This is a genomic window from Mesorhizobium sp. M7A.F.Ca.CA.002.09.1.1, assembly GCF_003998555.1.
In the GTDB taxonomy this organism is placed as follows: Bacteria; Pseudomonadota; Alphaproteobacteria; order Rhizobiales; family Rhizobiaceae; genus Mesorhizobium; species Mesorhizobium ciceri.
The window spans coordinates 1-12,781 of sequence record NZ_RZRR01000050.1 but is presented as its reverse complement, the minus strand read 5'-3'; the positions used below and the strand labels follow the sequence as shown (position 1 = coordinate 12,781).

At 61.1% G+C, this 12,781-nt stretch carries 15 protein-coding genes; 10 read left to right on the top strand and 5 right to left on the bottom strand.

The genetic code is table 11. The annotated features are described in order from the left end of the window. Window positions 1–309: 309 nt before the first annotated feature. Both EN994_RS04210 and EN994_RS04205 read right to left on the bottom strand, forming a co-directional pair. Window positions 310–441, bottom strand: a complete 132-nt coding sequence (locus tag EN994_RS04210) for a DUF3606 domain-containing protein (protein WP_127307407.1) — start codon at window positions 439–441, stop codon at window positions 310–312. 490 nt (window positions 442–931) lie between these two features. After that, complete coding sequence (locus EN994_RS04205) at window positions 932–1,123, bottom strand: hypothetical protein (RefSeq protein WP_013530778.1); 192 nt, start codon at window positions 1,121–1,123, stop codon at window positions 932–934. A 199-nt stretch (window positions 1,124–1,322) separates the two neighbouring features. On the opposite strand from EN994_RS04205, the gene EN994_RS04200 reads away from it, so the two are divergent. Continuing rightward, window positions 1,323–1,751, top strand: a complete 429-nt coding sequence (locus EN994_RS04200) for a DoxX family protein (protein ID WP_063168563.1) — start codon at window positions 1,323–1,325, stop codon at window positions 1,749–1,751. Between the two features lie 49 nt (window positions 1,752–1,800). Here EN994_RS04200 and EN994_RS04195 read toward each other — a convergent pair whose 3' ends face one another. Both EN994_RS04195 and EN994_RS04190 read right to left on the bottom strand, forming a co-directional pair. Then, a complete protein-coding gene (locus tag EN994_RS04195; protein WP_013530780.1) occupies window positions 1,801–2,106 on the bottom strand; it encodes a hypothetical protein in 306 nt (101 codons plus the stop codon). A gap of 73 nt (window positions 2,107–2,179) precedes the next feature. After that, on the bottom strand, window positions 2,180–2,449 hold the full coding sequence (locus EN994_RS04190) for a hypothetical protein (protein WP_063168562.1): 270 nt from the start codon (window positions 2,447–2,449) through the stop codon (window positions 2,180–2,182). Window positions 2,450–2,664: 215 nt separating this feature from the next. Here EN994_RS04190 and EN994_RS04185 point away from each other — a divergent pair, with 215 nt between their 5' ends. The 8 genes from EN994_RS04185 to EN994_RS04145 all read left to right on the top strand — a co-directional run bounded on the left by EN994_RS04185 (window position 2,665) and on the right by EN994_RS04145 (window position 9,999). Further along, window positions 2,665–4,998, top strand: coding sequence for a hypothetical protein (locus EN994_RS04185; protein WP_063168561.1), 2,334 nt, complete (start codon window positions 2,665–2,667; stop codon window positions 4,996–4,998). Window positions 4,999–5,064: 66 nt separating this feature from the next. Continuing rightward, complete coding sequence (locus tag EN994_RS04180) at window positions 5,065–6,360, top strand: hypothetical protein (protein ID WP_063168560.1); 1,296 nt, start codon at window positions 5,065–5,067, stop codon at window positions 6,358–6,360. 36 nt (window positions 6,361–6,396) lie between these two features. After that, the gene (locus EN994_RS04175; RefSeq protein WP_063168559.1) at window positions 6,397–7,188 is read left to right on the top strand and encodes a class I SAM-dependent methyltransferase; all 792 of its coding nucleotides are present in this window, start codon (window positions 6,397–6,399) and stop codon (window positions 7,186–7,188) included. 482 nt (window positions 7,189–7,670) lie between these two features. Next, entirely contained in the window at window positions 7,671–8,381 is a 711-nt protein-coding gene (locus EN994_RS04170) for a glycosyl hydrolase 108 family protein (RefSeq protein WP_063168558.1), read from the top strand. Next, the gene (locus tag EN994_RS04165) at window positions 8,378–8,593 is read left to right on the top strand and encodes a hypothetical protein (protein ID WP_063168557.1); all 216 of its coding nucleotides are present in this window, start codon (window positions 8,378–8,380) and stop codon (window positions 8,591–8,593) included. The genes EN994_RS04170 and EN994_RS04165 overlap by 4 nt, the downstream gene beginning before the upstream one ends. Window position 8,594: 1 nt before the next feature. Further along, the gene (locus EN994_RS04160; RefSeq protein WP_013530787.1) at window positions 8,595–8,828 is read left to right on the top strand and encodes a phage-related exported protein; all 234 of its coding nucleotides are present in this window, start codon (window positions 8,595–8,597) and stop codon (window positions 8,826–8,828) included. Between the two features lie 169 nt (window positions 8,829–8,997). Continuing rightward, entirely contained in the window at window positions 8,998–9,321 is a 324-nt protein-coding gene (locus EN994_RS04150) for a hypothetical protein (protein WP_013530789.1), read from the top strand. 363 nt (window positions 9,322–9,684) lie between these two features. After that, on the top strand, window positions 9,685–9,999 hold the full coding sequence (locus tag EN994_RS04145) for a hypothetical protein (protein WP_013530790.1): 315 nt from the start codon (window positions 9,685–9,687) through the stop codon (window positions 9,997–9,999). A gap of 85 nt (window positions 10,000–10,084) precedes the next feature. Here EN994_RS04145 and EN994_RS04140 read toward each other — a convergent pair whose 3' ends face one another. Then, window positions 10,085–10,792 carry a hypothetical protein gene (locus tag EN994_RS04140; RefSeq protein ID WP_013530791.1) on the bottom strand — a complete coding sequence of 236 codons (708 nt, stop codon included), beginning with the start codon at window positions 10,790–10,792 and terminating at the stop codon, window positions 10,085–10,087. Between the two features lie 299 nt (window positions 10,793–11,091). Between EN994_RS04140 and EN994_RS04135 the strand changes: the two genes are divergently transcribed. Continuing rightward, window positions 11,092–12,639 (top strand): glycosyltransferase family 39 protein, encoded by a 1,548-nt coding sequence (locus EN994_RS04135; RefSeq protein WP_063170277.1) that lies wholly within the window; start codon window positions 11,092–11,094, stop codon window positions 12,637–12,639. Window positions 12,640–12,781: the final 142 nt, after the last annotated feature.

Here is a 12,781-nt window from a genome sequence, read left to right as displayed (position 1 = left end):
CGGCAGCTGCCTGTGCGGCGGCGCGCCGTGAACCTCGAACTGCACGCCGCCGCACAGGCAGCTGCCGGTCCTGCGTATGGTGTCGGACATGACAACCTCCCTCAATGCGTGGCGCTGCGGGCCGGGTGGGACAGATGCTCGTCTGCCGTTTCGTTGGCCAGGATGAGAAACCGGGAAAAAGACATCCTGTTCACCGTACCACCAGGCCCGGTTGACGCGGCCCGCAGCGTCTTCAACGCCGCCCAGGCGAAATGGTTTCGGCTAGCCGCGGGCCGCCATATGGGCGTCGAGCTTCTTGCGCGAGGGTCCTTAGCGCTTGATGATGGTCTGTGCCTCGCTTGGCGGAATGCCGTATTTGCGGGCAAAGGCGGCAACCTCGTAGGGCTCTTCGCCCGAGACCTGCTTGCGGTCCTGTTTCGTCTTCGACTTGTCGTCAGCCATCTCAGGCCTCGCTTTCTGTTGTCGGGGAAACGCGCAACCTTCGGCGCCCGCGATCAACACGACATAACACAGATCGGCGCCGCCGGTTCCACCAGGCGACACGGCCAGGCTGCAACCGGCCTGTATCAGGCCGATGGCCGCATCGGGTCGGCGTCGGCAGCGTGGTCGCCGTCACATTCGGAGCATGCCGCGCTGAGGCCGGGGCAGCCGCGCCGGTGGGTGCCGGCAGGGCAACAATGGCCGTTGGAACTCGTCCAGCGCGGACATTGGAAGACCTGGCCAGCGCCGCCGCAGCCGCTGCATTCCAGCGTCGCCGACCCCACGCCACGAGGTATCGCCCCAAACCTGACGCTTGTTCGCAAATTTCAGCCCACCCAAAATTGCTGCACCGGCACACCGCTGCATTAGCCCCGGCTAACAATATCACATTCGTGATTACCAACAAGTTTCAATCGCGATGCGCCGGAGAGCCGTTCGGGCCGGCGTGTCGTCAGGCCGGCTTCAGCCGCATCGCGGCGAGATACATGAGCGCCGAGGCGGCCTGCCCGCGGTCCCAGCCGGCAGCCTCGACCTTGCGGAGCAGGGCGTCGAGATGCGGAGCCAGCATATCCCTGCATTCCTGTTCGTAGGCGGTGCTCATCGCCGGATGCCGCGGTGCGCCGATGGTCAATGCCTTGGCCATGTCCGTTTCCCCCTTTGAGGGAGCAACGCTATACCGTCGGCCGGCAAACCGAAAATCGCTCCTTGCCGTCGGTGTGAGGCTTCGAAGCCTGCTTCGACCCGCGGCAAGCGCCCTGTCGAGAAAAATTGGCCTGGTGTGTCGGATCTGGCGTCCGTCGCGCGTCCTAGGAGCGAGCAACCTGCAAAGCTGGAGAACGAGCATGTCGTCGCAAATCACTCAATCGCCGTGGCAGACCGCGGCCCTTCTCATCGCCCGGCTGATCTTCGCCGGCGTCTTCCTGATGGCGGTGACGTTCAAATTCATGGGCATGGCGGCCACCGCCGGCTATATCGCCGCCGCCGGCTTTCCGTTTCCGCTGTTCCTGGCCTGGTGCGCGGCGATCCTGGAAGTCGCGCTGGTGCTGTGCTTCCTGACCGGCGCCTTCTTCACGCAGGCGGCCCTTGTCGCCGCCGCCTATGTGCTGTTCCTGGCCCTTGCCTTCCACGGACCCAGCCACTGGGCCGGCAACCAGGCCGAGTTCGGCTTCTTCATCGACCATTTTTCGTTCCTGGCCGGACTGCTGTTTGCGGCGGTGCATGGACCGGGCAAGGTGCTTTCGCTCAATTTGGGATGGCCGGGCAGGGCTTGAGGCGAGGGCAGTGGGCCACCGCGGACGCATGCCGGCCCGCCGGCACCGTTCACAGCTGGTCGTTGTAGGGTTCCTTTATCTTGCCGACCATGCGGGCCAGCTTTGAGAAGGACGGCAGCTCCGCCTCCGGCTGGCACTGGTTGGCGAGTTCCAGCAGCCGGATCGGAAAGTTGACGGCGTCGCGGCTGGATGCGGACATGCCTTCGGATCGTTCCTCGTTGGTTTCGCCGGCCTCGGTCTTGCGCAGGGCCAGGTCGATTTCCTCCGCCGTCAGCACCCCCTTTTGAACCAGGAGACGATTGATCGAGGCGACGGCCATCAACAGGCCTTCGAGTTGCAGGTTGGCGACATTCATGGCGATTGCTCCCGTGGCTGGGGTTGAAACGCACGAGCGGCATTTCCGCTCCAGAAAGGCTGCGGGCGAACGCCTATTCCTGCGTCAGCCGTTCGCCATATTCGCGCCACAGCGCCTTGACCTCCAGGTTGCCGAGGCTGCCGATCGAAACATCCCCACAGCTGATGGCGACGGCGCCGACGTCGTATTGGGGGTAGGCGTTGGCGACGAAACGGATGGCTTCGCCCAGCGAACGCACGCGGATGACTGGATCGGCCTGACCCTGGCCGGTGCTGCACACGCCGGAAACCGTGGCTGGTGCATGCCGCATCCTGAACACGGATGCCATGGCTGGTCTGTCCATCGTCCTCTCCCACAAGGCCGTGCGACGGGAATCATTCCATGAGCTTCGACGAATGATTTCACACCTGCCGGCTTATGACCAGCCGCCGGCAAAAGCAGGGTTTTACGCGCTTTGCCAGCGTCGCTCAGCGCGGGAGTTTCGACCAGACTAGGAATTTTTTCTCAGAAAGTGGTTGACGGGGTGAGTGCAGCTTCGCCTTCCAGACGCTGAACCCTGTGATCGGCACCGACGACATTGTGCTGTCGTTCTACCAGTCCGACGACACAGTCGGGGATATCCAGGCAGCCGCGCAAGGCATCATCGACCAGGCCCAGGCCGCTGCGGACGTAGCGACGGGCGCCATGACAACCGTGCTCGATCCGCAATTCGCGACCAAGGCGACGGCGGAGGCATTTTCCCCACCGATAGCACCCACATACATCCGCACCGCCTTCTACGACAGCTCTCAGGTGGCAGGCAGTGGCGCTGTGTACCGCAAGAATGGAACGAATGTCGGGGATTTGGTGATCATGCTGAGCGATGGCATGACGAAGACAGGCTATACGCTCGCCTCGACCCCGGTGACGGCATCAATGCTCGGGGCGCGTGGTAACGGTACAAATGCCACGGCTGCTATCAGTGCACTGCTCGCGGGCAGCTATCCGCATGTGCTGATTGACGGCTCCTACCAGACCGACGGCAACCATACGATCTCGACAGCGAAGAAGCGCGTCGAATGCCTGGGCGGCTCTGCCCTGATCCTGCGCGCGCCAGTCGGTGCCGTTACCGGCCACCATCCCGTCATCGATATCGCTGCCGATGACGTCCTGATAGACGGGGACCTCACGATTGATGGTGGATCACATGCCGGCTACCAGGCTTCTATCGGTATTCGCGTCGGCCTCTCCACTGGTGCACGCCGGAAGCGGCCGACAATCCGCGGCGTGAAAGTCCGCAATCTCGGCCTTGCCGGTGTGATGGCGCTCTGTGTCGACAGCCCGACGATTGAGGACATTGACGGCTATAACATCGTCACGCCAACCGGCGGCGAGTTTGGCGACACGGTTTACGTGGCCGGCGTCCGCAAGCCGATCGTGCGCAACATCCGGTCGGCGAAGTGCAAACGCGACGGTGTCGTGTTGACCTATACGGGGAATCTAAACACCACCGACGTGTTGGTCGACGGGGTTTTCGCCGATGCACATCTCGACAGCCCCTCCGCCGGTGTCTGGGTGGAGATGACCGGTGCGCGAGATCCGCGAGGGATCATAACTAACGTGGTGGCGAATGACTGTCTGATTGGCGTAGCTGCGACTGACGCCAACAGCGAGATCGTCATTTCGAATGTCAAGGCAATCGGCAACCGGCTCTCCGGTAGTTCTGCCGGTAACGTCTTCGGCGTTCAGATTCAGTCGGGCCGGCTCGATAACTGGTACATCGATCGCTACAACACAGCCCTGCAATTGGAACCAAACGGCGAATATCAGTTCGCCCTCAGCTCGCAAGTTGGATCGTTTGCGATTAGCGAAACGGTCAGCGGCGGCACCTCTGGCTCGACCGGAACCCTGCGGTTCCAACATTTTGAAATCGTCATTACCGGTTCAACCCTCGACTATGAACTCGGTGAGACGGTGACAGGCGGTTCATCCGGCGCGACGGGCATCTTGGTCGACTTCTTTGCCAACGTGCTGAGGGTCTTGCCGATAAGCGGAACGTTTCAGGCCGCTGAAACAATCACTGGAGGCACCTCTGCGATTGCCAAAACGGCAAACAGCGCGACCCAGCGCATCTATGTGCGCGGTTCGGCCGGCATCTTTCGGGCTGGCGAGACTATCACGGGCGGAACGTCAGGTGCCACAGCCGTAATCGCCGCGCCCTACCAGACGCCACTTGCGATCGGCCCGGGCACGTTGATGAACTGCTCGACCGACGCCATTGTCGTTGCGAACGTAGTGACACCGGCGAGCCTTAGCCTTTCTGGCATCAGGGGAAACACCCAGTCGCATGGCGTCCGGTTCAATCTTTCGGTGGGCCAACGGCTGCGCAAAGCCAGTCTCAGGGACATCGCCCTGAAGAACCCGACCTCCATTGGCGTTGCCTTTCGGGTAACCACCGGCGGCGCGATAGACGAAATGCTGGTCGATGGCTTTGACATGACGGAATGGGTTGGCGATGGCACCGGCAGTTCCATCACGGCCGGCACCGTGACCAGGTTTATTGGCGGCAACAATCCCGGCCTGCAGGGGACGTCGAGTGTGCCGATCAATCTGAGCGTTAACACAACGCTGTCCGGGCTTCACAACCGGGCACTCTGCCACAACAACAGCGCCGGCGCGACGTGCACACATACGCTGCCGCCTGCCGTGCCTGGCCTTCGGATCGGCTTTGCCGGGGTACACGCAACCCATGTCATGAACATCGAGCCCAACGGGACGGACACGATCAAGGGCGGCGGTGCAGGCAAATATCTCATTCTCGATCCCGGCGAGCGTGTAACCCTGGAGGCATACGCAACGGGCTCATGGGTGGTCAGCGCGACAGTCGGTTGGGCGGGCGATTTCGAGTTGTGACTTTGTCGTTGTGAATGACCGAATCGCCTAGGTTGCTTTTTTGATCCAAATAGTCGAACGAAAGATATGGTCCTCGCTCTGTGGTCAATGGTGGCCGTGACCACCTTTATACTTGTGGCCCGCCACAATCGGGTTTCTGTTGTAGCGATTGGCTATATCGGCCTTCTTGCTTATTCGGTGCCCGCGCTGATTGGCTTCACGCGGCCTGTGAGCGCGAAAGGATTGGTGCCATATCTTGAGCCGGCGTCGTCGGAAGCAATTCTGGTGATGGTCGCTGCTTGGCTAGGGTTCGGGTTGGCGCTGCTGCTGATGCCTTCGTCTGTGGGCGGCAGGCGTCCCCCTTGTTACCAACTGCACCCGATGCGGGTCATCTGGTTCATTCGGTGCGCGCTGATCATTTCTTTAGCCTGCTATGCATGGATGGCAAACAGGGCTGGACTTGAGTGGTACGCGATGGAGCGTGCCGACATCTATGACGCCGTCGGTGGGCTCATTTCCATCGTGTGGCGTTGGGTCAGCGGCATCGGTCTTCTGGCATCAATCTATTTCGATAGGCCATGGGGTCGCGGCGCTCGTATTTATCAAGCCATCTTTGCGTTAATGGTCGCACTTAATGCGATCGCGGGTGATCGGACGGTCCCGGTGATCTTGGCAATGGCGTTTGCCATCGTGTTATTGTGGGAGTGGCCGATAACGAAGGCGGCCCTGCATTGGAAGGCATGGGCGATCGGGCTGGCGACGCTTGCGATCATCTTCTTTATGAAGCCCTTCTATCTGGCCTACAAACGCGACCTGCCGTTTGGCAGGATGCTGACAGGCGGTTCTGATCCGATGGCTATGGTGGCCTCCTGGGAAGCCTTCGGCACTCATGAAAACATCGAAGGGCTGATTAGGAGTAGCACGACCTATCCATGGTGGAACACGGTTCGCGATACCTTGGCGCAACTGCTAATTCAGCCGTCGGCCTTCGGCTTCGACAGCACTGGGTTCAACACGGTGCTCCAGACCCAGATATTTTCACAGGCGTTGTACGGCTTGGCTGGTACATTCTGGGGGCAGGCGTGGGCGATTGGCGGTATTCCCGTTGTGATCGTATTTGGGTTGATCTATGGCGGAGCGTTGGTGGCGTTGCATCATGCTTCGCTCAAAAGTAAGGGTATGTGGTTCTTCTTCTGGATCATCCTCGGCAGCGTGATTGGGGTCTATGCGCACCGGAATGCCTTGGAGAATGTTCTTGCGCAGGCACGGCAGCCATTCGTCGGTTTCGTGACGATTCAGGTCTTGGTGTGGGTACTGCTCTTCGGGCGCTTCCATACCAGCATTCCGGCTGTTCCGATTGTGGGTCGAGACTACGGCAAATGAACTGACGTTGAGCGGCGCCTTGGGGGAGGCAAATGAATGGTGGAGCAGGTATATCTCGATCGGCAGCATGATCGTCTTGTATTCATCGACCAACCAGCCGACGAAGGATTCTGGGACGATCGTTGGGCGCAATCCCTAACAGCAACGGACATTCGGAAAAAGAGCGTCTTTGTCCAGCATGTTACCCGAAAGTATTTAAGCCCGCCTGATCGAGTGATTGATGCAGGCTGCGGTGTGGCAAACACAGTCTTTGGGCTCCATCACGCCGGGTTCGAGGCATACGGACTAGACTTTGCCCCCGTAACCATCGCTAGAATCAAGAAGCACGCCCCCGAACTTAATATCGTTCTCGGCGACGTGCGAGAAATGCCATTCGAGGATGCCTTTTTCGAAGGGGTGTGGTCCTTAGGGGTGATCGAACATTTCAAGGATGGTTACGCATCGATCATCGAGGAGGTACGCCGAGTGCTGAAACCTGGCGGACTCCTTTTCCTAACTGTCCCCAGCGTGTCGCCATTGAGGCGTCTAAAGATGCGGCTCGGTCGATACGAAGATGTGAGTGCCGCGGACATGGCTCGATTTTACCAATTTGCCTTCACCCCGAACGACACAATTAGAACGATCAGCGGGATGGGGTTCCGGCTTTTGGAAAGTCGGTCCAGGGGCGGATATCTGGGGTTGATGCGGGAAAGCAATTTGTTCAAGCGCCTGCTTGAACCATTGTATGAGAGCCGGTCGCGACCGATGGTGACCTTACGACGCGCGATCGACTTAGTGATCAGTCCAGTATCGTTTCACACAAAGCTGTTCGTCTTCAAAAAGAACTAGCTGAAACTGAATTTTCGAACTCCGACCTCAGTTACTTGTATCCAGCACGAGTTGTCGCGGCGCTTCGACTGAAGTCCTGTTGATCATTTCCGCAGCGTCAACGCGCCGAAGACTCATTCATTGATCTTTATCCTGACGGAGCTTCTCATCGATGTCTCTCAGGCTTTTGTTGTACGCTCGCGTCTCTCGCCGCACCCCTATCGTGGCAATAACTACCCACGCGATAGAGAAGGCGCCGATGAGGACTCCTAAAACTAAATGTCTTATGTCAGGCATATGTGCTTTTGCGCGTCCTAGGTGCGTCAATGACTTACCGAGCGCACGATTCTCTTGCCGATACTCAGAATTTTAAGTCTGTATCTGCCAACTTGGCGAATGATATCCAGAATCATAATCGCCCGCGCCAAGCCTAACCTCCACCCGGCGAACATACCAAAAATCAAAAACTGAACAACTGCCCGGAAGGGCGGAAAGGAAACACCATGGACCGCAACTTCGCGCGGGCGCTTGCGCTTGTTCTCAAATCGGAAGGCGGGTGGTCGGACCATCTGGCCGATCCTGGCGGCGCCACCATGAAGGGCGTGACGCTTGCCAGCTTCCGCCGCTATGTGAAGGCGGGCGCGACAAAGGCGGATCTGCGCGCGATCAGCGACGCGCAGGTCGCCACCGTCTATCGCCGCTTCTACTGGGACGCTGTGCTCGGCGCCGAGTTGCCCGATGGCGTCGATCACGCGGTATTCGATTTCGCCGTCAACAGCGGGCCTGGCCGGGCGGCCAAATATCTGCAGGCGGCCGTCGGCGTTGCGCAGGACGGCCGGATCGGACCGGTCACCGTCGCGGCGGCCAAGGCAAAGCCGGCCGGTGTGACCATCGATGCACTTTGCGATGCGCGGCTGGCGTTCCTGAAGCGGTTGCCGACATGGGCAACATTCGGGCGCGGCTGGTCGGATCGGGTCAGGTCGGTGCGGGTTCAGGCCCTGCTGATGTCGGCGCAGCGCCCCGCCGCACCGGTGACCGCGGCGGCGCCGCCCAGGGTCGAAACATCGGCCAATGGGGCGCCGTCGGTTCGTCTCGAGCAGCCGACGCCCGGCGGCAAGACGGCTGCCGTGGCCGGCCTCCTCGTTCTCATGGCCGGAGCGCTCGCGGCCGTCCGGCATCAGATCGCCGATTTTTTCGGAAGCCTGTTTCGATGACATGGTTCAACACCAATGCGCTGCACAATCTCCTCAACACGCTGATCGCCATCATCTGCGGCGGCGCGCTCGCCGGCTTTGACTGGACGCTGCTCGGCGTGAGCGACCGCACCGCCCTTCAGATCAGCGGCGCCATTGCCCTTGCCAAGATCATCATCAACGCGGTGCGTGACGGGCCGCGCGGCATGGTCGCGCCGGCCAAGGAGACATGAGATGGGAACACTCGCTTTCGCGCTGCTTGGCCAGGCCTGGCCGTATCTTCTGGCAATGGGCGCCGCGCTCGCCGGTGTCTGGACGGCCTACGCCAAGGGCAAGGCCAACCAGAAGGCCAGGCAGGATGCCGCCGACGCCGCGGCGCGCACCGAAGCCCAGGAGATCGACGATGCCGTCGCCGGCCGGGCGCCGGACGACAACAGAGGGAGGCTGGCCAGATGGTCAAAATCATAGCGCTCTCGCTCCTGCTGGCCGGCTGCACCACATCAGGCGGATCGTTCTGCGCGGCCGGGCATCCCATCCGGCCGACAAGGGCAGAGGCGGCGGCCCTTTCCGACGCGTCGGTGGCGGCGATCCTGGCTCACAACGAAAAGGGTCAGAAATTTTGCGGCTGGAGGCCATGATGAACGATCTTTTCGACCTGCTCGGCATCAAGGGACCGGTCGTGGCGGCGGGTCTCGCCGGCGGCGTTCTGCGCGCGCTGTCGCGGCATCGCTACAAGCTGCGCGAAATGGTGGCCTCGCCGATCTGCGGCGCGCTTGCGGCGGCTTATCTGACGCTGCCGGCGGTCTCCTACGCCAGGATCGCCGGCCTGCCGATGCCCGATCCCGCCGACGACACCACCACGCTGGCGGCCGCCTTCCTGATCGGCGTCTGTGCGATGTGGATTTCGGACGTGCTGTTCGAGTTTGTGGTGCGGAGATTCAAGCCGGGGGTGGAGGAGTAGCTGTTGGCACCGCGTCGTCTGTTGGCTGCTGCCTGACGGAATTACCGAGACAGGTGGACCTGGCGCGGCGTGGCTCTCATTTCCAGGACCGACCGCTGCCCGCTTCGGCTCACGCCGGGGCGGGCTTTTTTGCATTTCCGATCGGCCATTGCTGAGCGGCATTCGAGTTGACCGGTCTCGTCGTCGTCCGTTGTGATAAGCAAGTTAATCATGTCGGTTATGCATAATGATTATTGTTAATTTTTGATTGAAGCACCGAAACTAGATAAAGACTTGAGCGGATGAATTGTTCATATATTGTTAAGCAAGAGGTAGACCACAGAAGACGGAAGCCATCTCCATCATCAAACGGGAGTAGCTTTCATGAACAAGTTCACTGTTATTTTCGCCGCTGTCGCAGTTGCATCGTCCGTTGGAGCCGCCGAGGCAGGTTGTGGGTGCGGAGGTTCGGGCGGCTGGGGAGGCAATTCGAGCAGCCTGATCAATGTTTCGCCGTCCATCGACCTTGGCAAGATCACCGCGCTGAACGACGTGCTCAGCGGCAACAACATCCTGAGCGGCAATGTCGTCTCAGGCATTCTGAACGGCAACAAGACCGGCATCGTCGGTGGCGTTCTGAGCGGGCTCGGCGTGAACCTGCTGGGCGGCAACAGCTACAGGCTGGGCAAGCGCCACTAGGCCGGCGCTGCATTTCAACTGTCGAAGGCAACCCAAAATAGCCCGTTCCGGTGCGCCGGGCGGGCTATTTCGCGTGTCGGGCCGATCAAGCGAGGATGTTGACCGCGCGTGCCGCGACCAGCGCGATGGTCAGCAGCGAGATCATGGCCTCGGCCATCATCAGCAGCTTGGCGCGCTGGGAAAGGGGCAAGGTATCGGTGGGCGAAAACGCTGTCGCATTGGTGAAGGCGAGGAAGAAATAATCGACGAAACCGGGCAGCCAATCTCGGAGGTCACGGTCGTTCAACGTCATCTGCGCGAACAGGAAATCGGCCTGCGCAAGCTTGACGAGGCCGCAGGTCGGCGGGCCGCCGCGGTCGGTGCTCCAGAACCACAAGGCAAAGACGATGACGTTGGTGACCCAGATGTTGAGTGCGTCGATCAGCAGCGTCGTGCCGCTGTTGCCGGCATGGCCCTCCAGCAAGGCACGCACCAGCAGGACCAGCGAACCGCAGTTCATGATGCTGATGATGGCGGTCATGGTCAGGGCTGTTCTGCGGATCATGACCCGAAACTGGCCGATCGCATGCCACTCGTGGTCCTCGACCGCCTTGCGGGTGGCGGCCTGTGTCCAGGCGGTGGCCACCGACAAGGGCAGCAGCAGAGCGGCCTCCAGCGCGGGCGCTAGCCAGCGCGGTCCGAATGAGAGATTGTTGATGACCAGAAGCTGCAGGCAGATGATGACGAGAACGGCCGCACGGGCCATCCAGAAATCGAGCGCACGGTAGTGGATGATGGCATGGTGGTGGCGCATTTATCAAATCCTGGATGCTTTTTGGGGGACGGGAACCGGTCAGGCGTAGGCGACGCCTGCCGCGATCACGCCCGATGCGCCGTGCCCGGCATGTTCAGGGCGCTCCGGGACGGCGTGTTCCATTGTTGTCCTGCTGGCATGTGATGATGAGAGAGGCGGCATGGTGGCGCGAAACTCTGCCTCAATCTTGGTTTTGCCATGGTCACCCAAGTTTACATTTTCGTAAGCTTCGAGTTCTGGGCTGTTCCAAAAACCGTCCGGTGTGATTTATCCACCGCATGACGCGAATCGACGAACCCATGAACGGTTGGCTGCCGGTCGGCAGTTCTGTTCCAGGCGACTGGCGGCAGTCGTCGATCTGGCAGGGGCTGACGCGCTATCCAGAAGCCGGCCTGGCGCTTTTATGCCTGACACAGATCCTGTGCTGGACCGTGGCGCCCGCGCTTGTCGACGTGTCACCGCCCAACGATGTCGTCGAAGGCTTCATGTGGGGCCGCGAATGGGTGCTGTTGACCTACAAGCATCCACAGCTTCCCGGCTGGCTGCTCGAGATCAGCCATCTTCTGACCGGATCGTTCCGCTGGCCGCAATATCTCGTGGCTCAGCTAACGATCTCGGCCACTTTCGTGCTAGTCTATCTGCTGGCCCGCGACATGCTCGGGCGAACCCGCGCGCTGGCCGCCGTGCTTCTGATGCCGTCGCTCTATTTCTTCGGCTGGCCGACCCCACAGTTCAATCATGACTACGCGCAGATGCCCTTCTGGGCCGCTATCTGCTGGCTGTTGTGGCGTGCGGGCCGTGGTGGTGGGCCGGGCTGGTGGCTGGCGCTCGGGCTGGTGTCGGGCGTCGGGCTCTATGCCAAGCTTTCCACCGGCCTATTATTGCTTTTCGGGGCGATCTGGCTGCTGTCGGACACACGCGCACGCAGTCGGCTCGCCACGCCCTGGCCATGGCTCGGGCTCGCGGTTTTCGGCGCTGTCGCCGCTCCACTGGCCGCCGAACTCTGCCGCGTCGATTTCCTGCCGCTGACCTATGCCGCCTGGCGCGATCAGTGGGTGGTGGCTCATCGCTCCCGCTTTTATTATATCGGCGTCCAGATGGCTGGGCTCTGCGGCTTTCTTCTGGTGCTGGCGATATCAGGGCTGCTGCGGCGCTCGCCCGCGCCGCAAAAGCCCGTCGGGCGCGGCACGCTGGTCTATCTCTTGTGGATGGGGGTTGGCCCGGCGATCCTCGTCATGGTGGCGTCCCTGTTCACCGGCGCCGGCGAGGCCTGGGGCGCGCCGATGTACAATCTTGCTGGCGTTGTGGCGCTCGCCTTGCTGGGCCATCGCCTCGGCGCCATCGAGATGCGAAAGCTGGCGATCTGCGCGCTCATCTCCATTGTCGGCATATCCGGTGCCTATGCGGGCATCCGCTGGACGAAATGCAATCTGCGTGGGCGCATGGACGCCGTCTGCTGGCCGGCGCAAAAGATCTCGGATGAGGCAGAGGCTGTCTGGCACGCTGCGACGCCCGATCGGCTCGACATCGTCGGCGGCCATGCCCTTATTGCGCCGCTGGCGGGCCTCAATGCCTATGACAAGCCGTCGATCTTCACCGAACTGAACATGCAGTACGCCCCCTGGATCACCAAGGAGCGGCTGCGCGAGCATGGCATATTGCTGGTCTGGCCCGGGCGCGATGTGCCATCTTATCTGCAGGCGTGGGTGGGCGACATCCCGATCAAAACCGTTCTTTTCGACTGGTCGCTCAAGGCGCCGCCGGTGGCGATCAGCTTCGCAGCCATTCCGCCTGGCGCGCGGCAGTTGCCGGGTGCTATCGACGGCCTCGCCCGACCGAGCAACTGAAGCAGATCCGCCGGTCCGCTGGACGAAGCAGGTGACAATGCCCATCTATGTCCAGACAAACTTGCCTTTGAGGAGACGTGATATGGCGACTTCGACCGAACGCGCAGTCCTTGCCGGTGGCTGCTTCTGGGGTATGCAGGAT

Excerpts from the sequence above, each read along its gene's own strand:
- EN994_RS04140 (WP_013530791.1), bottom strand. The coding sequence starts at position 10,792 with ATGCGCCACCACCATGCCATCATCCACTACCGTGCGCTCGATTTCTGG.
- EN994_RS04195 (WP_013530780.1), bottom strand. The coding sequence starts at position 2,106 with ATGAATGTCGCCAACCTGCAACTCGAAGGCCTGTTGATGGCCGTCGCC.
- EN994_RS04160 (WP_013530787.1), top strand. The coding sequence starts at position 8,595 with ATGGGAACACTCGCTTTCGCGCTGCTTGGCCAGGCCTGGCCGTATCTT.
- EN994_RS04210 (WP_127307407.1), bottom strand. The coding sequence starts at position 441 with ATGGCTGACGACAAGTCGAAGACGAAACAGGACCGCAAGCAGGTCTCG.
- EN994_RS04135 (WP_063170277.1), top strand. The coding sequence starts at position 11,092 with ATGAACGGTTGGCTGCCGGTCGGCAGTTCTGTTCCAGGCGACTGGCGG.
- EN994_RS04190 (WP_063168562.1), bottom strand. The coding sequence starts at position 2,449 with ATGGACAGACCAGCCATGGCATCCGTGTTCAGGATGCGGCATGCACCA.
- EN994_RS04175 (WP_063168559.1), top strand. The coding sequence starts at position 6,397 with ATGGTGGAGCAGGTATATCTCGATCGGCAGCATGATCGTCTTGTATTC.
- EN994_RS04150 (WP_013530789.1), top strand. The coding sequence starts at position 8,998 with ATGAACGATCTTTTCGACCTGCTCGGCATCAAGGGACCGGTCGTGGCG.
- EN994_RS04180 (WP_063168560.1), top strand. The coding sequence starts at position 5,065 with ATGGTCCTCGCTCTGTGGTCAATGGTGGCCGTGACCACCTTTATACTT.
- EN994_RS04145 (WP_013530790.1), top strand. The coding sequence starts at position 9,685 with ATGAACAAGTTCACTGTTATTTTCGCCGCTGTCGCAGTTGCATCGTCC.
- EN994_RS04200 (WP_063168563.1), top strand. The coding sequence starts at position 1,323 with ATGTCGTCGCAAATCACTCAATCGCCGTGGCAGACCGCGGCCCTTCTC.
- EN994_RS04170 (WP_063168558.1), top strand. The coding sequence starts at position 7,671 with ATGGACCGCAACTTCGCGCGGGCGCTTGCGCTTGTTCTCAAATCGGAA.
- EN994_RS04205 (WP_013530778.1), bottom strand. The coding sequence starts at position 1,123 with ATGGCCAAGGCATTGACCATCGGCGCACCGCGGCATCCGGCGATGAGC.
- EN994_RS04165 (WP_063168557.1), top strand. The coding sequence starts at position 8,378 with ATGACATGGTTCAACACCAATGCGCTGCACAATCTCCTCAACACGCTG.